The sequence below is a fragment of the Nocardia sp. NPDC059691 genome (assembly GCF_042733915.1).
Taxonomy (GTDB): Bacteria; Actinomycetota; Actinomycetes; order Mycobacteriales; family Mycobacteriaceae; genus Nocardia; species Nocardia sichangensis.
In genome coordinates, this window is the sequence record NZ_JBHWFB010000006.1 from 229,046 (window position 1) to 250,659 (window position 21,614).

A 21,614-nucleotide genomic window follows, 5' to 3' on the forward strand; every position below is an offset into this window, starting at 1 on the left:
TCCCGTCGCTGACGACCGCTGAGTCTATGGAGTCGAGCCGACGCGCGGCAGGTCCAATGGCGGTAGCGGGCGTCGGCAGATCTCGTGGGCTTCCTCGGAGGAGAGCCCGAACATGCGCAGCAGGTCCTCGGCCACCTGGTCGGCGGCCTCGGCGTCGTCGCGTTCGGGATGGTCGTGCAGCAGGCGGCCGAGGCCCAGGGCCGCGCCGGCGACGATGGTCATCGACAGTTCCGGGTCGCGGATGTCGAAGCGCCCGGCTTCGGCCGCGGCCTCGATGTCGCGGCGTGCGCGAGGCGCGAGCCCGCGGTCCGAGTTCGTCAGGCTGAGGCCGTCATTGAGCAAGACCTTGCTGAGGGTGGGGTGCAGGCGGTGCAGGCGGCCGGTGAGGCGGAAGCTCTGCGCGAAGACCTGAGCCGGATCCTCGACGTCTTCGCACAGCAGATCGAGCAGTGCGCCGTGCCGGTCGAGCGCCTCCTCGACGGCAGCATGGAACAGCTCCTCGCGGCTCTGGAAATGGTTGTAGAACGATCCCATGCCGACGTCGGCGGCCTGGGTGATCTCGAGGATCGGCACGTTGATCTTGCCCTCGGCCAGCAGTGACTGCGCCGCGCCGACCAGCGCGGCGCGCGTGCGGGCCTTGCGGCGTTCCAGGCGATTGGGTTCCGACCCATTGTGCGTGCTCATCGATGCATCTCTCCTACTGGACAGGCTCACCATCATAGCCGCTCGATTCAATTTTGACGGAATCGTCAAATAGTATTGACTGACGCCGCCCTCTTAAGTGACGATATCGTCAGTACTTGGAAGGGAGTGGTCGATGAGCGGCCATCACGATGTACACAGCGGTCTGCACAGCGAGCAGGGGGCGCACGCGGGTGAGCATCCGGGCCGGGCGCGCAATCCCGTGATCAAGGTGCTGGACTTGGCGTGGCTGGAGTTCGAGAAGCCCGACCTGGACGGAGCGGAGGCTTTCGCCCACGCCTTCGGGTTCGCGACCGCCATGCGGACGGCCGACGAGTTGCAGCTGCGCGGGACCGATCCGGGCGCGCCCTGCGTGCTCATCCGGCGTGGTGTCCGCTCGCGCTTCGTCGGTCCGGCCTTTCGTGCCGCCGATTCCGCCGATCTGCTGCGACTGGCCGCCGCGACCGGTGCGCGAGCCATGCCATTGCCGGAGTCACTGGGCGGACTGACCATTGACCTGGCCGATCCCAGCCGCCTGCGGGTGCGAGTGGTCGCCGAGACGCACGAACTGGAGGCTTTGCCGACGCAACGGCCCCACATCTTCAACCTCGGGCACGAGGTGGCCCGGGTGAATGCCACGCAGCGACCGCTGCGTGCACCGGCACGCGTGCGTCGGCTCGGACACGTGGTGATCCAGTCGACGAGATACCGCGAGAGCCTCGACTGGTATCTGCGGAATCTGGGCCTGATCGTCAGCGACTTCCTCTTTTACCCGGGCCAGCGGGAGCGTGGTCCGGTCATGAGTTTCATTCGCTGCGACCAGGATTCGGTGCCGACCGACCATCACACGCTCGCGTTGACGCTCGGGCCGTCGAACCGCTATGTGCACTCCGCGTATCAGGTCGCCGACCTGGACGCGCTCGCGGCGGGTGGAGAGTACCTGCGCGAACAGGGTTATCGCCGATCGTGGGGGATCGGCCGCCATATCCAGGGCAGCCAGATCTTCGACTACTGGCGCGATCCCGACGGGTTCATGGTGGAGCACTTCACTGACGGGGACATGTTCGATTGCACCCTCGAGCCGGGCTGGGCGCCGATGAGCGCTTCCGGTCTGGCGCAGTGGGGCCCGCCCGTGACCAAGGACTTCCTCGGCATCAAGCCCGGAGCAGAATCGCTGCGCGAACTGCGCTCGATCGTCGACGCGCTGCGTGAGGACAACGAATTCGATATCCGCCGCCTGCGCGGCCTGTTGAAAGTGGCCAACTCATGAGCACATCCATCCTCCGCACCGCCGACGCCTGGTGGGTGCAGACCCCCGCCGGTGCCGCCCGTATCGATACCACCGCGACGACCACGCGGGAACTGCTCGCCGACCGTGAGGCGATCGCCGCGGCTGCATCCGGCGCGGAAACAATAGCGGTACAAAGCCTTTCGTTGATTTCCCCAGTGACCGCGCCGTGTCGGGTGGTGGCGCAGATGACGAACTTCGCCTCGCACGTGAAGGACTCGGGGATGGACCCCGAGACGGTGCCGCTCACGTTCTTCCGCAAGTCGTCCGGATCGATCAGTGGCCCCCACGACGACGTCATCCGGCCCGCGCATGTGCAGCTGCTCGACTACGAGGTGGAGATCGGCCTCGTGTTCTGTCGCGAGATGCCGGTCGGCTCTGATGTCTCGGCGGAGAACCTCGCGGATTACGTCGCGGGCCTGGTGGTTACCAACGACATCTCGGCGCGCGACGTGCAGCTGCCGAAAACGCAGTTCTACGAAGCGAAGTCGTATCCGACCTTCACCCCGGTCGGCCCGGCGCTGGTGCTGCTCGACGCCGATGAGCTGAAGCGGTTCGGAGATCTGCGGCTGCGGCTGTGGGTCAATGGACAGCTGCGGCAGGACATGACGGTCGCGGACATGATCTACCGGCCGGTCGAGACGCTGCGCGCGCTGACCCGATTCCAGCGCATGGACGCCGGAGATCTGCTGCTCACCGGAACCCCGATCGGCACCGCGCTCAGTGCCCCGCCCAAGCCGGTGGAGATCATCGGCTCGCTGCTGCCGCCGAAGGTCAAGTGGAAGATGTTCTTCCAGGGCCAGGCCAAGAACCCGAAGTACCTGAAGGACGGGGACGTGGTCGAGGCCGCGATCGGCACCGACGACGGCGCCCTCGACCTGGGCCGCCAGCGCACGGTCGTGAGGTACGCCCGATGACCGACAACACGACCCTCGAGACCTCGACCGAGGACTTGCTCTGGCCCCGGTACACCGGCCCGGAGGACCTGGCCGCCATCGAAGCGGTACCGCTCGAGGCGCGCGGCCTGCCCGAATCGACCTACGCCCTGCTCGTCCGCGCGGCGACGCGTTGGCCGGAGCGCACCGCGATCACCGTGCTGCCCGATGCGGCGCGATGGCGAGAGCCGTTGCAGCGCACCTACTCCGAGCTGCTCGCCGACGTGCACAAGTACGCGAACCTGCTGCGCGAGCTGGGTGTGCGCCGCGCCGATGCGGTCGCGCTGATCGCACCCAACTGCGCGGAGCTGATCCCGGCCACCCTCGCCGCGCAGCTGGCGGGCATCGCCGCACCGATCAATGGCGGCCTGTCGCACGAGCACGTCGCGGAGCTGCTGCGCCGCTCGGGCGCTCGGGTCTTGATCGCCGCCGGTCCGGAACTCGAGCCTGACACCTGGACCGCCGCACGCGAACTCGCGGCGCGCGGCCTGTTAAATGCCCTGCTCGTGTTGCGTCCGACGGCATCTCCGGAGCCGCCGCCGACCCTGCCCGGCATCGGCGGCCTCCGGATCGGCTACCTCGACACCCTTGCCGTCGAGGCGGATTCGAGCCGCTTTCACGGAGAGGCACCGGCGGAATCGGATCTGGCGGCGATGTTCCACACCGGCGGCACGACGGGTGTGCCGAAACTGGCGGCGCACCGACATTCCGGTGAGGTCTCCAATGCGTGGATGATCGCCGCCAACTCGCTGCTCGATGAGGAATCGGTGGTCTTCGCCGCGCTGCCGCTGTTCCACGTCAACGCGCTGGTCGTCACCCTGCTCGCGCCGCTGTTCCGCGGTCAGCCGGTGGTATGGGCCGGTCCGCTGGGATACCGGGACTTCACGCTCTACGCGGAGTTCTGGAATATCGTGGCGCACTATCGGATTGCCGCGATGAGCGCCGTGCCGACGGTGTACGCGGTACTGGCCCAATGCCCGATCGACACCGACATCACCAGCTTGCGCTACGCGATGGTCGGCGCGTCCCCGCTGCCGCTCGCGGTCCGCGAAAACTTCCAGCTGCACACCGGGGTCACGCTGGTGGAGGGTTACGGCCTCACCGAGGCGACGTGCGCCACCGCACGCAGCTTCCCGGATGTTCCCCGGCCCGGCGCGGTCGGGCAGCGCATGCCCTATCAGCAGGTCGCGGTCGTCCGCACGGCTGAAGACGGGGTGTGGGAGACACTCGCGGACGGGGAGACCGGTGTCCTGGTCATCACCGGCCCCACGGTCTTCGCCGGATACGTGACCGGCCGCGACGAACACGGTCACCGCCTCGATGGACTGGGCACCGTGGTCGACGGCTGGCTGAGCACCGGCGACCTGGCCCATATCGATGAGGAGGGATTCATCCATCTGCACGGTCGCGCAAAGGATCTCATCATTCGCGGCGGCCACAACATCGATCCAGCGAGCATCGAGGACGCGCTGCTGAGCCACCCGCAGGTGAGCGCGGCCGGAGCGGTGGGCCGCCCGGACGTACACGCCGGCGAGGTTCCGGTCGCCTACGTCGCGCTCACCGCGGGCGCCGAGGTCACCGAGGACGAACTGGTGGCGTGGGCGGCCGAGCGGGTGCACGAGCGCGCCGCCGCCCCCAAGACGGTCACCATCCTCGACGCGCTGCCCGTCACCGATGTCGGAAAGCCCTACAAGCTGGGCCTGCGCGCCGATGCCACTCGCCGCGAACTGCTCGACGCGCTCGCCGAGACCACCGGTGTGGCGGGTATCTCCGCCGCGGTCGAGGACGGCGCGATCGTCGCCACCGTCGTACTGGACCCCGATGCCGACCCAGCCGCGGCCGAGGCGATCCTGGGCCGCTATGCGATCGACGCGAGAATCGAGGTGCGGCAATGAAAACCGTGACGAAGGTGCTCGGGGGCCTGCTGGCAGCCGAATTCCTATACCTCGGGACGGCCAAGGTCGCGGCGGTCGCGTCGATGCGCGAGCGTGCGGCGCATCTCGGGTACTCCACCACCGCTTATCGCGGCATCGGCGCGGTCGAACTCCTCGCGGCCGGTGGGGTGCTGCTGGGACCGGTCCGCCCCGCGATCGGCCGGGCTGCCGGGGCCGGGCTGGTGCTGTTGATGACCGGTGCGGTCGCCAGCCATCTCAGAAACGGCGACGGCGCAACCGAAATCGCGCCCGCGACGGGTACGGCTGTGGTCGCCACGGCCTACGTGGCCACGTTGATCGGTGGATCCCGATGACTTCGCCGACAGTTCCGGTGGTGATCGTCGGAGCGGGCCCGTCCGGGCTCACCGCGGCCACGCTGCTCGCCCAATACGGCATCGAATCGCTGGTCCTCGAGCGGTGGGAGGGCGTCTACCCGCAGCCGCGCGCGGTCCATCTCGACGGTGAGATCCGGCGGATCGTGGAACTTCTCGGCATCGGGCCGGGGTTCGACGCGATCACCCGGCCCGCCCCGGGGTTGCGCCTGGTGGATTCGCGGCATCGGGTGCTGGCGCAATTCGACCGCGATCCGGCCGGGGGCCGCAACGGATTCCCCGAAGCCAACCTGTTCGACCAGCCGGAGCTGGAGGCGCTGTTGCGGGCCAATCTGGCGCTGCATCCGACCGTTTCGCTGCGCGGCGGGGTGGAAGTCACCGGGCTGACGGTCGAGAAGGACTGTATCCGGGTTGATTTCGAAGACCGCGCGACCGGCGCGTCCGAGTCGGTGCGCGCCCGCTACGTGCTGGGTTGCGACGGCGCGAACAGCCTGGTGCGCACCGCGATCGGCGCGCGCATGCGGGATTTGCGATTCGAGCAGCGCTGGCTGGTCGTCGACCTCGCGACCACGGTCGATCCTGGGCACTGGGGAGGCGTGCATCAGGTATGCGACCCGCATCGAGCCGCGACATACATGCGCATCGGCACGACCCGCCACCGGTGGGAATTCCGTTTGCGGCCCGGCGAATCCGCCGACGACTACCGTGATCTGGCTCGACTGTGGCCCCTGCTGGCCCCATGGCTGGCCGACGCCGACCGCGAGGGCTTGGAGCTGGTCCGGGTGGCGGAGTACACCTTCCGCGCGCAACTGGCCGACCGATGGCGTGCCGGACGCGTATTCCTGCTCGGCGATGCCGCCCACCTCACCCCGCCGTTCATCGGGCAGGGCATGGGCGCGGGCGTGCGCGATGCCGCCAACCTCAGCTGGAAGCTGGCCGGGGTGCTGCGCGGCGAGCTTCCTGAGCCGGTGCTCGCCACCTATGAGACCGAGCGGAAACCGCACGCGCACATGATGATCCGGCTGGCCAAACTCATGGGTTCGACCATGACCGAGGGCGGCGAACTGGGCAATCGACTGCGCGGCCTGCTCGCTCCGCGACTGCACCGGCTGCCCGGGCTGACCCGGACGATCATCAGCGGAGAGTCACCGCCGCTGCACCGCTCCGCGCTGGTGACCGCACCGCCGCTGCGTCGAGGTCTGGCCGGACGGCTGGTCCCGAACGAACGGATGGCCGATGGGCGCCGGGTCGACGACCTCATCGCCGGGCGTTACGCCATCATCACGACATCGGCCCCATCACCGGTGCAGGCGGCGACCGTCGAACAGCGCGGCGGTGTGGTGTTGCGGGCCGTGCCGGGCACCGCGCTGCACCGCTGGCTGTGCGGCGGGCGCGCCGACGCCGTGCTCGTCCGCCCCGACAGCACCGTGCAGACCTGCGGGAGAACGCTGTCGGATCTGTACTCGTCACTGCCGAGTTTCGCGCCGAGTGCACGTCCGGCGCAGACCGGCTCGCCAACCCCGAAAGCCGCTGAACGCGTCGAACCCATCAGTCGGCCGCCCAGTTCCGGCGGCATTGTGCAGGCAGACGCGCGCTGACAGTGAGCGATAGGCCGTCGGAGATCTGCCCGAACCCGAGGCGTTTGAGCTTGCGCCACAACGCGGTCCGCGGCGTGGACGGCTCACGAGGCATGCGATACGACAGCATCACCCATTGCCCAGGCGTCGCCGCTGGCGAGTGGGGCGCGAAATCCTCCGATCCGGTGACGGCATTTCACCGCACCTAGCTCCTAGCGTAGTTTTGAAACCACGGTTACACCGAGTGGGAGATGGGTGATGCCCCCGACGCGCACCCTCGCGGCGCTGCTGGGCGCCGCAGCCGTTGCCGTCAGCGGATGCTCGACCTCCCCGTCGGCGGGGCCCCCGCATCCCGGGGAGCTGCCGCTGCGGCAGGTCGCGCAGGTGGCGCTGACCGGCGGGCCGGTGCGCTTCGACTACACCAGTCTCGACGCCGGGCGCGGGCGGCTGTTCCTCGCCCATATGGGTGCCGGTGAGGTCATCGAGGTCGATGTGCGGGCCCACCAAGTGGTGCGCACCCTGCCCGATGTGCCGAACGTGCACGGGGTGATCGTGGTCCCCGACACCCACCGGCTGTATGCCACCGCGACCGGCCGCAACCAGCTGGTCGCCTTCGACGCCGACACCGGCGCGGTGGTGTTCACCGCCCCGACCGGTGACTACCCCGACGGGCTCGCTTATGACCCGGTCCGTCATGCGGTGTGGACGACCAACGAGCACGCCGGCACCGAGACCGTCGCCGACGCGGACACCGGCGCGGTGCGCGCCACCGTCGGGTTGGGTGGTGAGGTCGGCAACGTCGTCTACGACCCGGTCACCGACCGCATGGTCGTGGCGGTCCAGGGGCGCGACGATTTGGCGGTGATCGATCCCGCGACTTTCGTGGTGACCGACCGGATCCCGACGCCGGGCTGCGACCATCCGCACGGCCAAGCCCTCGACGCCGCCGATCGAGTGATGTTCGTCGGCTGCGAGGCCAACTCCAGCATGGTCACCGTGGACCTGGCCGCCCGCACCGTCACCGGACAAGACCGTGTCGGTGAGACTCCCGACGTGCTGGTCTACGACCCGGGCGCGCACCGGGTCTACCTCGCGGCCGAAAGCGGCTGGGTCAGCGTGTTCGACCGACGCGACGGCCGCACCCTCGCCGTCGGCTCCGCGCATCTGGCCGACGGGGCGCACTCGCTGGCGCTGGACCCCGCCACCCACCACACCTACTTCCCGATCCCCCGGGGCGCCGACGGTGCGCCGGTGCTGTGGGAGTTCGAACCCACCCACTGAACCGTCGGGCACAACATCTTTCGACGACAAGGACATGCCAGGGCAGTTTCGACACGTCGACCCCCTGAACCTAAGCCCATTATGCGCGGCCACAATGGCCGCCGTTGCTGGCGCTCACCGCAGCGGCAGGATGCTCGAGCGCCGACACCTCGCCCACACCCGCGACCACTTCCGCCGCGTCCGGGCGCCAACCAGTGACGACCACCGACGCGGACTGGAAACCGGTCACCGACACTTTCGGGCGCACCGGCAAGTTCGGTGACAACAACACCGCCTACCGCATCCCGCTGGTGCGCACCGATCTGCAGGTCACCACCGCGGGCGTGTTGTCGTTTTTCAGCGTCCCGCACGGGTGCGACCTCCGCATCCCTGGGGAGAGCTGCTGGGCGGCGGCACAATACGTCGCGTGAACGCAACGCACCCTGGTCCTCACCAGAGCCGATCGCCCGCCCAGTCGCCCGAACCTCGGGGGGTCGGTGTCCCGGAGCAGGCGGGAGAGAACCGCTTGGCCCTGGCTGCGGTGACCGACGCCTTCGTCGCGCTGGTCATGGGTTTCGCATTGTCACAACGTGCCTTTCATGCTTTCAACGGTGTCGCGGAGTTCCTGGGCGCGTTCATTCCGTGTGTGCTCGCGGTGTCATTCGCCAACCACGTCCTCGGCACACTGCTGCTGCGGGGCAGTGTCGCGAAGCTGCTGTTCGGAATGCGGGTCCTCCGATGGAAGGACGGCCGACGCCCCCGGTTGTGGCAGACGGTCGCACGATGGCTGTTCGGATTCGTGGTGATCGGACTGCAATACCTGCTCGAAGGCGCGAGCGTGGGCCAAGCCTTCGGATTGCGCACAGTGCGTCGACGCGACCAGCGCCACCCGGTCGGCCAGTCGGCAGCGAATCGTTGACCGCATGCACCACGGCAGTCTCGGTGACCGCAGCTCGCATGATGAGTTCGGCCGTACGCCGGATATTTCGGCGGCATCAGGCGGCTCCTGCTGTCGACCCGACAATCGGTACCGATGTTCCCGCTGCACTGTGGCTGCGAGGTGAAGTGTGCACACCTGTCGTGTCCAGCCTGATCGGCGAAGGCCATGGCATGGCGAAGTCGGCTCGGACCGAATCGGTCAGGCGTGTGGTGGTTCGCCGGTGACGATGTGGTCGGCGAGGTTGAGTCCTTCGCGGACCAGTCGGGTGAGGTGGCCGTCGCGGACGCGGTAGATGATGCGGCGGCCTTCTCTTCGGGTGTCGACCAGGCCGGTGAAGCGGAGTTTGGCGAGGTGTTGGCTGACCGCGGTGCGGGAGGCGCCGACTGCTTCGGTGAGGGCGGTGACGTCGGCTTCGCCGTCGGCGAGGATCCACAGGATGTGCAGCCGGGTGGGGTCGGACAGCATGCGGAAGGCGCCGGTCGCGGCGTCCAGACGCGGTTGGTCGGGGCTGATCGGGTGCAGGAGGCTGGGCACGGGAGGGTCAGCGGCCGGATTCGGAGGCCCTGCCATCGTTCACCGCCTTCCTGCTGGCACCGCCTCCGGTTCGGTCGGCGTGGTCGCGGGCCAGACGCGGGCGGCTGTGGTTGCTGCAAGTGTAGCGATGGCGGCCAGGGTCAGTGCGGCGGTGAGCTGGCCCGCTCCGGCGCCGACCCATCCCGCGATGGGGTAGGTGAGCAGGAAGCAGGCATGGGAAAGCGAGAACTGGGCGGTGAAGACCGCTGTGCGGTTCTCCGGTGTCGATTCCGCGCGCAGCAGACGCGCGGACGGTGTGTTGATCATCGAGGTGCACGCGCCGAGCGCTGTCCACGCCAAGGCCAGCAGAAACGAGCCACGCTCGGCGGAGGGCTGAATCGCGGCGATCGCGGCGGCGGCGAGCAGCCCCACCGGCAGCGCAGCGCTGCCGGTGAGCATGACTCGGCGGTCGCTGAAGCTTGACAGCAGCCGCGGCATGGTGAGCGCGATGAGCATCGAGCCGCCGCCGTAGCAGGCCAGGAGGAGGGCGACACCGGTAGCGGAGCCGTGCAGCAGGTCCTGGACGTAGATCACGGTGTTCACCATGACCAGCGCGGTCGCGGCGGCGACGGCGAGGTTCATGGCCAGCAGGCCGCGCAGCAAGGGCCGCTGGACCATGACCTGAGCGCCGTGGGTGATCCGCTCGATCAGCGGCACGGTCCGGTCACCGGGCACCGGGCGCGGCAACGGGGTCCTCACCACCAGCGCGGCGGATGCGACGAACCCGGCGGCGGTGCCGACGAACAGCAGGTTGTAGTCGATCAGCGTCAGCAATGCGGCGGCCAGCACCGGGCTCAGCAGCGACTCCAGGTCGTAGGCCAGCCGCGACAGCGACAACCCGCGGGTGTAGTCGTCCTCGTCGACCAGCACCGCCGGGATCACTGCCTGGAAGGCGGGGGTGAATGTCGCCGAGGCGGCTTGCAGCACGAAGATCAGCAGATAGATCTGCCACACCTCGGTGACGAAAGGTAGCGTCACGGCGATCACCGCCCGGATCGCGTCCGCGGACACTAGCAGCACCCGGCGTGGCACGCGGTCGGCGACCGCCGCGATCACCGGCGCGACGAAGACGTAGGCGACCATCTTGATCGCCAGCGCGGTACCCAGCACCGCCCCGGCGTCGCTACCGGCCAAATCGTAGGCCAGCAGCCCCAGCGCCACCGTCAGCAAACCGGTCCCGACCAGCGCCACCACCTGCGCGGTGAACAACCGCCGGAACCGGCGACGCCGCAATACCTCGATCACGCTGACCTTCCCGACTCGCTCGACTAAGGGCGACCTTACGCCAATAGGTGCGCAGATGCGAACCTATTGGCGAGTAGGGTGCCGCGGACGGTCACACGCCTCGGCTGGTCGCGGCGGATGGGATGGATCGCGGTTCATCCCCGAGCCGTTGACGCGGCTATCTCGAGGAGGGGCGGTGCAGCCATCGACGCCCGACGGCGGCGAGCGGCAGATGCGCGACCAGTATCAGGCCCACGGCGGCGGCTCCGAGCCCGGCCATGCTGCCCAGCCCCACATGCACGGCCAGGCCGATGACGATCAACACAACAGCGAGGACCCGCAGCATGCCCATCGAGTGGCTCATCGAGTGGCTCCCGGCTTCAGGGCTGTGATGTAGCGGATCCAGGGATGCAGATCGCCTGAGCCGATTTGCTCGAAACCCGCTTCAGCGACCATCGGCTCGAGCAAATGGATGGGATTGTGCTGCATCGAAGGACCGGTCAACGCACCGACCAGATGGCGGCCCAGAGGGTTGGCCGGTGGCCGGAACTCGCCGATCAACAGGCGGCCCCCAGGACGCAGCACCCGCAACATCTCCTCCAGCGCTGTCGCGCGCACATCCTCCGGCAGGTGATGCAGCATCAAGCAGTTGGTCACCACATCGAACGAACTGTCCTCGCCGGGAAGCGATTCGGCGACACCGACGGAGTAGGTGCAATTCCGTTCGGTGGTGATCTTGCGGGCGCGCTCGAGCACCGCGGCCGACGCATCGACACCGACCACCGTCCCCGCATCGGCGACCGCGGCCAAGCGGCGAGTCAAATACCCGGTCCCACAACCGATATCGAGCACGCGGTCACCCGGGCGGGCGCCGCTCAACTCCGCGAGGCGGCGATAAACCCGGTCGCGTCGTCCGGCGAAGAACACCGCGCCGAACACGTCGTAGGTACCGCCGTGGTCGATGGTGAGTCCCGCGGTGTCCGGGTTGGGGGTGTGATGCATCAAATGTCCGAGGCCCATGGCCCCTCCTTAACTTAGTGACGACTAAGATGATGAATAACTTAGTCGCAACTAAGTTGTTGGGCAAGGACGGATACGATGACTGCATGGCACGCGCACCCTCCGATCCCGCCGAACAGCGGCGCCCTCGATTGCGCGCCGCCGACCGGCGCGCGTCGATCATCGGCGCCGCCACTGTGGTGTTCGCCGAGTCGGGGTTCCAGCGCGCCACCATGGCGCAGATCGCGGCTCGTGTCGGTGTCACCGAGCCGGTGCTGTTCCAGAATTTCGGCTCCAAAGCCGCGCTCTACGCCGCTGTCGTGGCACACGCCTCCGAGCAGATGTGCGCCATGATGCGCACCGTCGCCTCCGAGACCGACTCCGTCGCCACGTTGCTGGCCCACCTGCTCAGCCCCGGCCACGTCGACGAACTCCACGCACCCGGCTCGCTCGGAGTGATCTTCGCCGACGCCATGACCATGACGGCCGAGCCCGCTGTCGAGCAGGCGGTCCGCCACCACATGGGCGAACTCGCCGACGTCCTGGCCGAGATGATCACGCGGGGCCGGCGAACCGGGGAACTGCGCGCAGACCTCGACCCGCAAGCGGCCGCATGGGCGGTGCTGTCCTTCCTAGCGGGACACCGCTTCCGTGCCGCCGTCATGCCCGACCGGCAACGACTCGAAACCCACATCGCCCACATGACATTGCGCGCGCTACTCGACGACGGCGCCAACCAAGTCTGATATCGGCCTCCCCGACGCTTCCGAACCGGCGCGAGGGATTGCGGTCGCGGATGGGCACCAAGTCCTGCGGCACCGCCGGGTTGGGCGGTGTTTTGCACCGTAGCGGGCTTGCCAGTCGTGGCTCGTGATTCGCCGGGAGTCATCGGCAAGGACGGGCCGCCCGGCCGGCTGCCACAGTCCCCGGAGTGGAGGCGGGTGTAGTGCTCCGGGCTTCGTCGCGGGGTTGCTGGTGGCCGTGGTGACCACGTCGCCCGGTGTGTCCAGGGCGGTGTTCCTGCTGCAGGTCCGGCGGCTCCGAACCCGGCGAGCAGATCAACCCCCGCCGCTGTCGAAGCCATGGACCGAGGAAACCCTCCAGGCGCCGACGTGAACATCACCATGGAGTCCGAGCGCCAGCATGTTCAGCAGCGCACCCGAGCGAGCATGGACGCTCGAGTTCTCGAATGCGCGAACGTCCCGCAAGACGTGGGCCCCTGAGGATACTGGGCGCGCGTGGCGGAATACGGGCCGTTTCATCATGCCGTGGGGAACTGTCGTCACCGCAGGCTTCGGAGCGACGGTGTGGCTGGTGGTCATCGCCGTACTCGGACTCTTCGCAGCTTCATTTTCGATGAAAATGTCAATTGGCCCGCCCTGTCGCCGGACCTTCGCAGACGTCAACAGGGCGCCTTGGAAACCCCCGGGTGCGGAGCTATGCCCGCGCGATCTCGCGCAGGTACAGGCACACTTGGTCGATCGCCTGTTTCGCTTGCGCGAAGACGCCGACTTCGGTGACGAAGCCGTGGAAGACGCCGGTGAACCTGGTCAGCGAGACAGGGACGCCTTCGCCCCGGAGCCGCGCCGCGTACGCCTCGGCATCGTCACGGATCGGGTCGACCTCCGCGGTCATGATCAGCGTGGGCGGCAAGCCGCGCAGTGACTCGGCGCGCATGGGTGCCGCGAGGTGATCGCCCCCCGGATGCTCCGCGCCGACGTACTGCTCCCAGCACCAGCGCGCGTCCGCGGCGCTGAGCAGCGGCGCGTCGGCGAATTCCGACCACGACGGCGCGGTGAATGTGTCGTCGACGGCGGGGTAGGCGAGCACCTGCGCCACGGGGAGGGCGCTGCCGCGTCGGTGCAGGCACAGGGCGGCGGCGAGATTGCCACCCGCGGAGTCGCCGCCGACCGCGATCCGGGCCGGGTCGATGCCGCGCTCCGGCGCTGTCCGGGTCAGCCACGCGAAGGCGTCGACGCAGTCTTCCAGCGCTGCCGGGTACGGGTTCTCCGGAGCCAGGCGGTAGTCGAGGGATACGACCGTCCAGCCGGAGCCGGCGGCGATCGCGCGGCACAGTTCATCGGCCCCGTCCAGGGTTCCCAGGACGAAACCGCCGCCGTGCAGGTACACGAGGGCGGGTGTGGCGCGGCTCGATGTGGCGCTGTCCGCGCGGTATAGGCGAGCCCCGATCGCACCCGCACGTGTCGGCACGGTCAATTGTTCGACATGGTCCAGCGGCGTGATCGGCTCGGCGGGCGGGGCGGTGTTCATCAGCGCCCGAGCGTGCACCGGCCCGAGCTCACGGATGGGTCTCGGCAGGGCCTGGCTGATCATCCTGGCCACGGCTGCGGCCTGGTCGTCGAGCAGATTCCACCAGGCGGGCGCGTCGTTGTTCATGGGAAGACCTCGCAAGTCGTTGACAAGAAGTGATCTGTGCCTCACCATCATAGTCATCTGACTCAGACATATGACTGTGATTCACGCTCTATTCGGGGATTCGCTGTCGGCGGTGCACCGCGCACACGATCTCGTCGAATCGAAAGGACAACAATGATGACCGAAACGACGATCGGCCCCGCTGCGCGCGGGGCCGACACGGTCGGCGGGGTCGACATTCGGATCGAGGACGACGCGAGTCCGATCGTCCGGCTGATCGGCCGCACCATCGCCGATTCCGTCCGCGCCAACGGTGCGGACTTCGTCTCCGGGGCGAGGGAAGGCACGGTCGCCGTTCGCTCCCACGACACCCCGCAGGCCGCGACGATCACCATTTCCGACGGTGCCGTCGCGGTGTCGAGCGGTGTGTTCGTAGAGCCGGACCTCACCATGACCGTCGACCTGAACGCGCGATTCGCCCTGGCCGGCGAGCCCGTCGGCGCCGAGGATCTCGCCGCGGTGGCGCTTGCCCTGCTGTCGCCACCGCTGCCGGAATGGCGGGTCGCCGCGGAGCGGTTCTGGGCCGCGGCCCGGTCGGTGCCGGGCATTCCCGACGTGCTCGTCGCGATCGCGGCGGGCCCCGACGGGTTGGCAGAGTATGTCGTCGGCGACGGCGAAACCCACTACGTGATCGCAGGCCCATCGGAATTGCTGGCGGGCATCTTCGCGGGCGCCGACGACCTGATCGCCGCCATGTCAAGCGGTCGGATCGGCGTGCGCGGCACGCTTTCTCAGCTGTCTGTGCTGGTCGCCGCATCCTGGAAGGTTCGTTACGATGTCTGAAATCACCACCGCCCCTGCGGATATGGGCGCCGCCGTGCACACGGTCCGGCTGGAGGCCACCAATCACGAGGGTTGCTTCCTCGGCAAGAACGTCGCGCCCAAGAAGTTCGCCGCGAGCGCGGCCTCGGGCTTCGCGATGGCCGATCTACTGTTCGGCCTCGACCTGGGCAACGCGCCGACCTTCGGCTTCCCCTTCCCCAACTGGCGTGGACACGTGTCCGATGTGCAGTTCCGGCCCGACATGTCGACCCTCGTGCAGTGGCGGCCAGGTCTGCAGTCCGTGATCGGTGACTACTGGCAGACAGACGGCACCCCGATCGGGATCTGTCCGCGGAATCTTGCCCGAAAGCTGGTCGACCGACTGACAACGCGCGGTTTCACCGCCACCATCGCGGTCGAGATCGAGGCGACCCTGTTCCAGGAGTCCATCCACGAGGCCCGTGCCAAAGGATATCGCGATCTGACTCCGCTCGGCGGTTCCGCGGGCACCGCGTACCACCTTGCGAAGTCGAAGGACTGGGTCGACTACATGTCCGCGGTCGCTCGGCGTCTCGACGAGATCGGCATCGAGTGGGAAGCGTGGAGCGACGAGGACGCGGCGGGCCAGGTCGAACTCAATCTGCTTCCCGGCGACCCGATCTCGGTGTGCGACAACTGGGCTCGCGCCCGGCAGGTGATGCGCGAAGTGGCCTTCGAGCTCGGTCACACCGTGACCTTCATGGCCAAGCCGACCGCAGGATACGGCCAGGCCTCGCACGTCAACCTATCCCTCCAACGCGACGGGATCAACGCGTTCCACGCCCCGGACGGGCCGTCGCCGACGATGTGCCACGCGGTCGGCGGCCTCCTCGCGACGATGCGGGGCGCGACATCGGTGATGCTCCCGCAGATCACCTCCTACCGTCGCCTGGTAGACCTGAGCGGCCCGCCGACCACGGTCACGTGGGGCATCGCCAACAAGAGCACCGCGGTGCGCGCGGTGTGCGGACACCCGGCCTACTCCCGACTCGAGTACCGACTTCCCGGCGCCGACGCAAACCTGTACCTCGCGGTCGCGGCCATTCTCGTCGGGGTGATCGCCGGCCTCGACGGCACGCTGGAGCCCCCCGAGCCGGTCAGCGACCTGGCCTGGTGTGTGCCCGATCTGGAGCGACTGCCGGACACGATCACCAAGGCGGCCGCCGCGCTCGAGACCGATCCGATCCTGCGCGAGCAGCTCGGTGACGAGTTCGTCGACTACTGGGTCGGCACGCGGCGGTGGGAGTGGATGCAGTTCCACACCACGGGTGGTGATCCGTCAGCCGAGCTCTCCGAATGGGAGTCGGCCCGATACTTCGAGTTCCCGTGACGGTGGGGGCCGCGACTCCGGGTGCCGTCCGGCCGATGATCGGCATCACCGGCCGCCGGGTCCGGCTGCGGCTGGTCGAGGGAATGGACCACCGCTACGGTCATCTGTTCACCGACACCTTCATGTCCGACTTCTCGGAACGAATCGCCAGGGCAGGCGGAGTTCCGGTGAACCTGCCTTACGATGCCGATCCGGATGCGCTGTGCCACTGGCTGTCCGGTGTGGTCGTCACCGGCGGGCAGGACGTTCATCCCGCGTACTGGGGCGGCGATCTGTCGGTGGTCCGTGACGCGGATCCGCGAGATGATCCGATGGTCCACGACGCAGAACGCGACCGGTTCGAGATCGCGCTCGTGCGCGCCGCCCTCGACCGGAAGATCCCCGTCCTCGGGGTGTGCCGCGGTCTGCAGGTCCTCAACGTCGCGCTGGGCGGCACCCTGATCCCGCATCTGCCGCCCGGCTCCGTCGAGCATCTGTCGACGTCGCCCCCGCTCACCGACGGCGCCGACGACCACAAGGTGACGTTCGAGCCCGGTTCGATCGCGGAACGGATCTTCGGCGCGAGCGCGGTGACCAACTCGTGGCACCACCAGGCGGTCGATCGCTGCGGCACCGGCCTGATCGTCACGGGGCGCACGGCCGACGGCGTGGTGGAAGCGGTCGAGCTGCCGGGGATGCCGGTGCTCGGTGTCCAGTGGCATCCGGAGTGGATGGAGCGCGAGGATCCGGCATTGAGCTGGATCGTCGCCGAGGGGAGCAGGCGGATCTGATCCGGGAAAAGACTGTGGGCCGCCATCGAAGGTGGCGGCCCACAGTCTTTTCCGGGTCGGTGCGACATCAATTTCCGCTCACCCAGGACATCAGTGAACGAAGGTTTTCCTCGGGCGCGGCTTCCGGGGCCTGGACCGTGAGTCCGGAGTTGAGATGGACGGCCATCCAGGCGTCGAGCGCACCCAGGGTGAGCTCGGCCTGCCGCTGGGCCGCGGTGCGGTCGGTGAACACCAACCAGTTGAGTGCGAATCCGTCGGACAAGGTGGACACCATGTAGGTCAGCGCGTCGACGGTGTCCGGGCGGATCGCCTGGCCCGACTTGGTCGAGGCGGCCTCGAGGATCATCCGCATGGTCGCGAACGCCTCGTTGTAGACCATCTCGCCCTGCTTGTCCTCTTGGCGCCGGGCCCAGCTGATCAGCTCGATGATCGCCGCGCCCAGGTCCGGGTTCGCCAGGTACCACTGCAGCACACCGCGTAACAGAGCGCGTGCGCTGGTCTGTACGTCGCCGCGGACATCGTTGCGCGTCAACACGTCCCGATACTGCCCGGCGACGTACTCGAAGACGGCCGCGAACAGTGCCTCCTTCGTGGCGAAGCAGTAGTGCAACGTGGCCAGCGGGGCGTTCGCCTCCTGCGCGATGCGGCGGGTGGTCGCGCCGTCCACCCCATGAGCGGCGATCATGCGCACGGCAGCGGCCACCAGGTCGGCGCGACGTTCGGCGGAGGGGATGCGGGCCATGCGTTACTCCTGTCGAATCCGATATGAACAATTGATCAAGTCAGGTCTCACATTATCAGCCGGACCCGCAGGCCATCAGCCGACGGCCCGGGGGAGCGAACAGCGAAGTTAGTCATTTGCCTTGATCAAATGACTCAGTCGCGTTACCGTTATGACTGGCATCACAAGCCAGCTCGCCTTGCGGCCGCGCTCGCCACTGGCGTCAGCGCTCACCCCGGCTCACCACCGCCGCCCGAGAAACACCCGAAGAGGACGACGTGATCCAAGTCGAATCAGTCCACCCCGAACGTGCGATCGCACTCGATCGCCTGGCTATGGACCCGCCGCTCGACACCCTCGTCGACCTCCTGGCACGCCAGGCCGTGCGCGCTCCCGACCGTGAATTCCTCCGGTTCGAGCAACGGGCATGGACCTTCGGTGAAGTCGACGACTGGACCTCGCGCCTCGCGCAGCGACTGGTCGCCGAGGACGGCGTCCGCCGAGGCGACCGGGTCGCGATCATGCTGCCCAACGTGGTGCAGTGGCCGATCGCCTGGTTGGCGATCCTCAAGGCTGGCGGGATCACGGTGCCGGTGAACTCGTCCTATCAGCGGGCAGACCTCGAATTCGTGCTCCGCGATTCCGGCGCCAGGGTGATGTTCACCGACGCGGCGCACGCCCCGCTCGTCGAAGAGGTGCGCACCTCCAACAGCGATCTGATCGATGTCCGGATCATCGAAGCCGCGTCGCCCGGGGACCTAACGCGATACCCGGCGGACCGGCCCGCCGTCGACATCACAGGCGCGACGCTGGCGAACCTCCAATACACCTCAGGGACAACGGGATTCCCCAAGGCATGCATGCTGACCCACGACTACTGGACCCGGCTGGGGTGGGTCTGCGCGAACGCGGCTGGTCTCGGGCCCGACGACGTGGCCCTTACCTCGCAGCCGTACTCCTACATGGACCCACAGTGGAACACCGCTCTGTCCCTCACGATCGGCGCGCCGCTGGTCGTGCTACCCCGGTTCTCCGCCTCGGGTTTCATGGCCGATGTCCGCAGGCACCGGGCCACGTTCTGCTACGTCCTCGGCTCGATGCCGACTCTGCTGTTCAAGCAGCCACCCAGTCCTCAGGACCGCGACAATGATCTGCGCATCGTGCTGTGCTCGGCCATCCCCGTCGCGCTCCACGCGCAACTCGAGCAACGGTGGGGCGCGCCGTGGCGGGAGATCTTCGGGATGACCGAAACCGGAGTCGACCTGGTCAGCCTCCCCGAGAACACCGCCGACATCGGCAGTGGGCGGCTGGGGCAGCCGGTTCCCACCAAGCGGGTGCGGGTTGTCGACCCGCGGGGCCGCGAAGTCGCCGAAGGCGGAGCAGGCGAACTGATCACCTCGGGCAAACCGATGATGCTCGGCTACTGGAACCGGCCCGAGGAAACCGCGCAGGTCCTACGCGACGGCTGGCTGCACACCGGCGATGTCGCGGTCCGGGAAGCAAGCAGCTACCGCTTGGTGGGCCGGATCAAGGACATGGTCCGGCGCGGCGGGGAGAACATCGCCGGCGCCGAAGTCGAACGGGTTCTCGAACGCGACGACAGCGTCACCGCGGCGGCGGTCGTCGGCGTGCCGGACGAGTTGTTCGGCGAGGAAGTCAAGGCCTTCGTGCAACTGGCCCCCGGCATCGAGGAGAGCCGGGCCACCGCCGAGCAGATCCTCGACCGCGCGCGAAACCAGTTGGCGCGCTTCAAGATTCCTCGCTACGTGGAGTTCGTCGCCGACTTCCCGCGCACGCCGTCCGAGCGAGTGTCGAAGCCTGCGCTGAAGGCGCGCGCCGCCGAGCGCCCCGGCACCACCTACGACCTGCAACCACCGCGCGAGGACAACTGAGGAACCGCACATGACCGACAACTACTTGGACGTGCACATCGATGCGGACGTCGCGGTGCTCACCCTGAACCGCCCAGCGAAGCTGAACGCGCTGGACGTGGCCACCCGGGTGCTGCTCGCGCAGACCATCCGCCGGTTCGGCACGGGTGAGCTCGTCCGCGGGATCGTCCTCACGGGCACGGGACGCGCCTTCTCCGCCGGCGAGGACCTGCAGACGGTGCCGGCGACCTACGACGAGATCCGCGAGGCTTTCGCGACCTTCCACGACATCACCCGCGCGATTCTCGAGACGAGGATCCCCGTGGTCGCGGCCGTGAACGGGATCGCGGTCGGCGGCGCCTCGGAGCTGACGCTGTGCTGCGATGCGCGGATCGGCAGCCCGGACGCCGAGTACTTCCAGCCGGAGAACCACCGCGGGATCATCATCTCCAACGCCTCGAGTTTCCTGATGGGCCGCCTGGTCGGCAACCACGCGATGCGCATCATTCTGGGCTCGCATCGGATCGGCGCGGATGAGGCACTGCGGATCGGGCTGCTCGACGAGATCGTCGCCCCGGAAACACTGGTGGACCGCGCGGTCGAGGTGGTCCGGCAATGGAACTCCGATCCCCGTATCACCGCACTGCACCTGGGTCTGCTGCGGCCGCGCCCCGAAGACATCGAGGCGGCGTTCGCCCGCGAAGACGACGCCGCCCGCCGGTCCTGGGAGTCCGGCGCCTTCAGCGAAGGCATCGAGGGCTTCTGGACATCGAAGAGCACGCCGTCGGCGCCCGCTCAGCGCAATCGAGATCGGAGACGATGATGATCACCACCGAAGCGGCACTTCTGACCGCGCTTAACGAACCGCTGGAATTCACTGAGATCCAGGTCGACGATCCGGAGCCCCACGAGGTCCGCGTCGCGGTCTCGAACGTTGGTCTGTGCCACAGCGACCTGCACTACATGACCGGAACCGTGTACGCCGAGCTACCCGTGGTGGTCGGGCACGAATTAGCGGGCGTCGTCGAGTCGGTCGGCTCCGCGGTGAGCTCGTTGCGTCCGGGTGACCGCGTCGTCGGCGCCCTCACGCCCTCGTGCGGGTTGTGCCGCAACTGCCAGGTCGGGCACTCGACCCAATGCCAGCGCGTCTCCCGGATCCGGCAGCGGCCCCGGCCCGCGTTCCAACTGCCCGGCGGCCAGGTCGTCGAGCGGCTCGGCGACGTCGGCGCGTTCTCCCGCCACACCCTCATGCGGGAGAACTCGCTGGTGCGGATGCCCGACGAGGTGGGACTGCACGTGGGCTGCCTGCTGTCGTGCTGCATCATCACCGGCGTCGGCGCCGTGTTCCGCGGCGCCCAGGTGCGCCCCGGCGCAACCGTCGCCGTAATCGGCTGCGGCGGTGTGGGGTCGGCCATCATTCAGGGCGCGCGGCTCGCCGGTGCCTCGGCGATCGTCGCCGTGGATCTCGACGGCGCCCGGCTCACCGCAGCGCGGACCTACGGCGCCACCCACGTCGTGAACGGTGCGGCCGATGTGGCGGCCGAGATCAGAAACCTCCTCGGCGACGGCGTGGACTACTCGTTCGAGGCCGTCGGTTCCGTGCGAACGGCGGCGAGCGCGCTGGCGGTCCTGCGAGCCACGGGTACCGCATGCCTCGTCGGCATCGCACCCGACGGCACCGACCTGACGCTCCCGGCCTCGGATTTCTTCTTCGGTGAGAAGCGCCTGATCGGCTCCTACATGGGCTCTGGTCAGGCGCAAGAAGATATCGCACAGTTCGCCCGGCTCTACCTGCAGGGCCGCCTGCTGCTCGACGAGATGGTCAGCGACGTGATCCCGTTCCGCGAGATCGACAAGGGCTTCGAGGCGATGAAATCGGGAGAGGTGACCCGCATCGTCGCCGATCTCACCGTGTGATCACCCCGAATCTGTTCCCCACCTG

General features: G+C 68.2%; 23 protein-coding genes. 15 read left to right on the forward strand and 8 right to left on the reverse strand.

The window, feature by feature from the left end; genetic code table 11:
- Positions 1 to 24: 24 nt before the first annotated feature.
- Positions 25 to 717: a TetR/AcrR family transcriptional regulator gene (locus tag ACFV2O_RS15810; RefSeq protein ID WP_379252537.1), complete on the reverse strand. Its 693-nt coding sequence runs from the start codon at positions 715 to 717 to the stop codon at positions 25 to 27.
- 100 nt (positions 718 to 817) lie between these two features.
- Between ACFV2O_RS15810 and ACFV2O_RS15815 the strand changes: the two genes are divergently transcribed.
- Genes ACFV2O_RS15815 through ACFV2O_RS15835 form a run of 5 tightly spaced genes read left to right on the forward strand, consistent with a single transcriptional unit; the run spans position 818 to position 6,768 of the window.
- Positions 818 to 1,951: a VOC family protein gene (locus ACFV2O_RS15815; protein ID WP_379252374.1), complete on the forward strand. Its 1,134-nt coding sequence runs from the start codon at positions 818 to 820 to the stop codon at positions 1,949 to 1,951.
- The gene (locus ACFV2O_RS15820) at positions 1,948 to 2,886 is read left to right on the forward strand and encodes a fumarylacetoacetate hydrolase family protein (RefSeq protein WP_379252375.1); all 939 of its coding nucleotides are present in this window, start codon (positions 1,948 to 1,950) and stop codon (positions 2,884 to 2,886) included. Before ACFV2O_RS15815 ends, ACFV2O_RS15820 begins: the two co-directional genes overlap by 4 nt.
- A complete protein-coding gene (locus ACFV2O_RS15825) occupies positions 2,883 to 4,799 on the forward strand; it encodes an acyl-CoA synthetase (RefSeq protein WP_379252376.1) in 1,917 nt (638 codons plus the stop codon). The genes ACFV2O_RS15820 and ACFV2O_RS15825 overlap by 4 nt, the downstream gene beginning before the upstream one ends.
- Positions 4,796 to 5,152 (forward strand): DoxX family protein, encoded by a 357-nt coding sequence (locus tag ACFV2O_RS15830; protein ID WP_379252377.1) that lies wholly within the window; start codon positions 4,796 to 4,798, stop codon positions 5,150 to 5,152. Before ACFV2O_RS15825 ends, ACFV2O_RS15830 begins: the two co-directional genes overlap by 4 nt.
- On the forward strand, positions 5,149 to 6,768 hold the full coding sequence (locus ACFV2O_RS15835) for a bifunctional 3-(3-hydroxy-phenyl)propionate/3-hydroxycinnamic acid hydroxylase (protein WP_379252378.1): 1,620 nt from the start codon (positions 5,149 to 5,151) through the stop codon (positions 6,766 to 6,768). The genes ACFV2O_RS15830 and ACFV2O_RS15835 overlap by 4 nt, the downstream gene beginning before the upstream one ends.
- Here ACFV2O_RS15835 and ACFV2O_RS15840 read toward each other — a convergent pair.
- Entirely contained in the window at positions 6,719 to 6,880 is a 162-nt protein-coding gene (locus tag ACFV2O_RS15840; RefSeq protein WP_379252379.1) for a hypothetical protein, read from the reverse strand. The genes ACFV2O_RS15835 and ACFV2O_RS15840 overlap by 50 nt on opposite strands.
- A 125-nt stretch (positions 6,881 to 7,005) precedes the next feature.
- On the opposite strand from ACFV2O_RS15840, the gene ACFV2O_RS15845 reads away from it, so the two are divergent.
- The 3 genes from ACFV2O_RS15845 to ACFV2O_RS15855 all read left to right on the forward strand — a co-directional run bounded on the left by ACFV2O_RS15845 (position 7,006) and on the right by ACFV2O_RS15855 (position 8,926).
- Positions 7,006 to 8,028: a YncE family protein gene (locus ACFV2O_RS15845; protein WP_379252380.1), complete on the forward strand. Its 1,023-nt coding sequence runs from the start codon at positions 7,006 to 7,008 to the stop codon at positions 8,026 to 8,028.
- 194 nt (positions 8,029 to 8,222) lie between these two features.
- Positions 8,223 to 8,438: a hypothetical protein gene (locus tag ACFV2O_RS15850; RefSeq protein WP_379252381.1), complete on the forward strand. Its 216-nt coding sequence runs from the start codon at positions 8,223 to 8,225 to the stop codon at positions 8,436 to 8,438.
- Between the two features lie 95 nt (positions 8,439 to 8,533).
- Entirely contained in the window at positions 8,534 to 8,926 is a 393-nt protein-coding gene (locus ACFV2O_RS15855) for an RDD family protein (protein ID WP_379252382.1), read from the forward strand.
- Positions 8,927 to 9,145: 219 nt separating this feature from the next.
- Here the strand turns inward: ACFV2O_RS15855 and ACFV2O_RS15860 are convergent, their stop codons facing one another.
- The 4 genes from ACFV2O_RS15860 to ACFV2O_RS15875 form a co-directional block, all read right to left on the reverse strand.
- On the reverse strand, positions 9,146 to 9,517 hold the full coding sequence (locus tag ACFV2O_RS15860) for a metalloregulator ArsR/SmtB family transcription factor (RefSeq protein WP_355079489.1): 372 nt from the start codon (positions 9,515 to 9,517) through the stop codon (positions 9,146 to 9,148).
- Between the two features lie 3 nt (positions 9,518 to 9,520).
- Complete coding sequence (locus ACFV2O_RS15865) at positions 9,521 to 10,765, reverse strand: MFS transporter (protein WP_379252383.1); 1,245 nt, start codon at positions 10,763 to 10,765, stop codon at positions 9,521 to 9,523.
- A gap of 157 nt (positions 10,766 to 10,922) precedes the next feature.
- Positions 10,923 to 11,108 (reverse strand): hypothetical protein, encoded by a 186-nt coding sequence (locus ACFV2O_RS15870; protein ID WP_379252384.1) that lies wholly within the window; start codon positions 11,106 to 11,108, stop codon positions 10,923 to 10,925.
- Positions 11,105 to 11,764 carry a class I SAM-dependent methyltransferase gene (locus ACFV2O_RS15875; protein ID WP_379252385.1) on the reverse strand — a complete coding sequence of 220 codons (660 nt, stop codon included), beginning with the start codon at positions 11,762 to 11,764 and terminating at the stop codon, positions 11,105 to 11,107. The genes ACFV2O_RS15870 and ACFV2O_RS15875 overlap by 4 nt, the downstream gene beginning before the upstream one ends.
- Before the next feature lie 86 nt (positions 11,765 to 11,850).
- Between ACFV2O_RS15875 and ACFV2O_RS15880 the strand changes: the two genes are divergently transcribed.
- Positions 11,851 to 12,489: a TetR/AcrR family transcriptional regulator gene (locus ACFV2O_RS15880; protein ID WP_379252386.1), complete on the forward strand. Its 639-nt coding sequence runs from the start codon at positions 11,851 to 11,853 to the stop codon at positions 12,487 to 12,489.
- A 691-nt stretch (positions 12,490 to 13,180) separates the two neighbouring features.
- Here ACFV2O_RS15880 and ACFV2O_RS15885 read toward each other — a convergent pair.
- Positions 13,181 to 14,140 (reverse strand): alpha/beta hydrolase, encoded by a 960-nt coding sequence (locus tag ACFV2O_RS15885; RefSeq protein WP_379252387.1) that lies wholly within the window; start codon positions 14,138 to 14,140, stop codon positions 13,181 to 13,183.
- Positions 14,141 to 14,296: 156 nt separating this feature from the next.
- Between ACFV2O_RS15885 and ACFV2O_RS15890 the strand changes: the two genes are divergently transcribed.
- From ACFV2O_RS15890 to ACFV2O_RS15900, 3 genes are read left to right on the forward strand one after another with little or no spacing between them, the layout of a single operon-like run.
- Positions 14,297 to 14,962, forward strand: coding sequence for a hypothetical protein (locus ACFV2O_RS15890; protein ID WP_379252388.1), 666 nt, complete (start codon positions 14,297 to 14,299; stop codon positions 14,960 to 14,962).
- Positions 14,955 to 16,310, forward strand: a complete 1,356-nt coding sequence (locus ACFV2O_RS15895; RefSeq protein ID WP_379252389.1) for a glutamine synthetase family protein — start codon at positions 14,955 to 14,957, stop codon at positions 16,308 to 16,310. Before ACFV2O_RS15890 ends, ACFV2O_RS15895 begins: the two co-directional genes overlap by 8 nt.
- Before the next feature lie 35 nt (positions 16,311 to 16,345).
- Entirely contained in the window at positions 16,346 to 17,080 is a 735-nt protein-coding gene (locus ACFV2O_RS15900; protein WP_379252390.1) for a gamma-glutamyl-gamma-aminobutyrate hydrolase family protein, read from the forward strand.
- A gap of 67 nt (positions 17,081 to 17,147) precedes the next feature.
- On the opposite strand, the gene ACFV2O_RS15905 is transcribed toward ACFV2O_RS15900, so the two are convergent.
- Complete coding sequence (locus tag ACFV2O_RS15905) at positions 17,148 to 17,822, reverse strand: TetR/AcrR family transcriptional regulator (RefSeq protein ID WP_379252391.1); 675 nt, start codon at positions 17,820 to 17,822, stop codon at positions 17,148 to 17,150.
- 257 nt (positions 17,823 to 18,079) lie between these two features.
- On the opposite strand from ACFV2O_RS15905, the gene ACFV2O_RS15910 reads away from it, so the two are divergent.
- The 3 genes from ACFV2O_RS15910 to ACFV2O_RS15920 are packed head-to-tail and all read left to right on the forward strand — an operon-like array spanning position 18,080 to position 21,589.
- Positions 18,080 to 19,693 (forward strand): AMP-binding protein, encoded by a 1,614-nt coding sequence (locus tag ACFV2O_RS15910; RefSeq protein WP_355079463.1) that lies wholly within the window; start codon positions 18,080 to 18,082, stop codon positions 19,691 to 19,693.
- 10 nt (positions 19,694 to 19,703) lie between these two features.
- Positions 19,704 to 20,495 carry an enoyl-CoA hydratase/isomerase family protein gene (locus ACFV2O_RS15915; RefSeq protein WP_379252392.1) on the forward strand — a complete coding sequence of 264 codons (792 nt, stop codon included), beginning with the start codon at positions 19,704 to 19,706 and terminating at the stop codon, positions 20,493 to 20,495.
- The gene (locus tag ACFV2O_RS15920; RefSeq protein ID WP_379252393.1) at positions 20,495 to 21,589 is read left to right on the forward strand and encodes a Zn-dependent alcohol dehydrogenase; all 1,095 of its coding nucleotides are present in this window, start codon (positions 20,495 to 20,497) and stop codon (positions 21,587 to 21,589) included. The genes ACFV2O_RS15915 and ACFV2O_RS15920 overlap by 1 nt, the downstream gene beginning before the upstream one ends.
- The last annotated feature ends 25 nt before the right edge of the window (positions 21,590 to 21,614 follow it).

Excerpts from the sequence above, each read along its gene's own strand:
- ACFV2O_RS15835 (WP_379252378.1), top strand. The coding sequence starts at position 5,149 with ATGACTTCGCCGACAGTTCCGGTGGTGATCGTCGGAGCGGGCCCGTCC.
- ACFV2O_RS15915 (WP_379252392.1), top strand. The coding sequence starts at position 19,704 with ATGACCGACAACTACTTGGACGTGCACATCGATGCGGACGTCGCGGTG.
- ACFV2O_RS15845 (WP_379252380.1), top strand. The coding sequence starts at position 7,006 with ATGCCCCCGACGCGCACCCTCGCGGCGCTGCTGGGCGCCGCAGCCGTT.
- ACFV2O_RS15870 (WP_379252384.1), bottom strand. The coding sequence starts at position 11,108 with ATGAGCCACTCGATGGGCATGCTGCGGGTCCTCGCTGTTGTGTTGATC.
- ACFV2O_RS15820 (WP_379252375.1), top strand. The coding sequence starts at position 1,948 with ATGAGCACATCCATCCTCCGCACCGCCGACGCCTGGTGGGTGCAGACC.
- ACFV2O_RS15905 (WP_379252391.1), bottom strand. The coding sequence starts at position 17,822 with ATGGCCCGCATCCCCTCCGCCGAACGTCGCGCCGACCTGGTGGCCGCT.
- ACFV2O_RS15885 (WP_379252387.1), bottom strand. The coding sequence starts at position 14,140 with ATGAACAACGACGCGCCCGCCTGGTGGAATCTGCTCGACGACCAGGCC.
- ACFV2O_RS15815 (WP_379252374.1), top strand. The coding sequence starts at position 818 with ATGAGCGGCCATCACGATGTACACAGCGGTCTGCACAGCGAGCAGGGG.
- ACFV2O_RS15810 (WP_379252537.1), bottom strand. The coding sequence starts at position 717 with ATGGTGAGCCTGTCCAGTAGGAGAGATGCATCGATGAGCACGCACAAT.
- ACFV2O_RS15900 (WP_379252390.1), top strand. The coding sequence starts at position 16,346 with ATGATCGGCATCACCGGCCGCCGGGTCCGGCTGCGGCTGGTCGAGGGA.
- ACFV2O_RS15920 (WP_379252393.1), top strand. The coding sequence starts at position 20,495 with ATGATCACCACCGAAGCGGCACTTCTGACCGCGCTTAACGAACCGCTG.
- ACFV2O_RS15830 (WP_379252377.1), top strand. The coding sequence starts at position 4,796 with ATGAAAACCGTGACGAAGGTGCTCGGGGGCCTGCTGGCAGCCGAATTC.
- ACFV2O_RS15860 (WP_355079489.1), bottom strand. The coding sequence starts at position 9,517 with ATGGCAGGGCCTCCGAATCCGGCCGCTGACCCTCCCGTGCCCAGCCTC.
- ACFV2O_RS15825 (WP_379252376.1), top strand. The coding sequence starts at position 2,883 with ATGACCGACAACACGACCCTCGAGACCTCGACCGAGGACTTGCTCTGG.
- ACFV2O_RS15880 (WP_379252386.1), top strand. The coding sequence starts at position 11,851 with ATGGCACGCGCACCCTCCGATCCCGCCGAACAGCGGCGCCCTCGATTG.
- ACFV2O_RS15890 (WP_379252388.1), top strand. The coding sequence starts at position 14,297 with ATGACCGAAACGACGATCGGCCCCGCTGCGCGCGGGGCCGACACGGTC.
- ACFV2O_RS15895 (WP_379252389.1), top strand. The coding sequence starts at position 14,955 with ATGTCTGAAATCACCACCGCCCCTGCGGATATGGGCGCCGCCGTGCAC.
- ACFV2O_RS15875 (WP_379252385.1), bottom strand. The coding sequence starts at position 11,764 with ATGGGCCTCGGACATTTGATGCATCACACCCCCAACCCGGACACCGCG.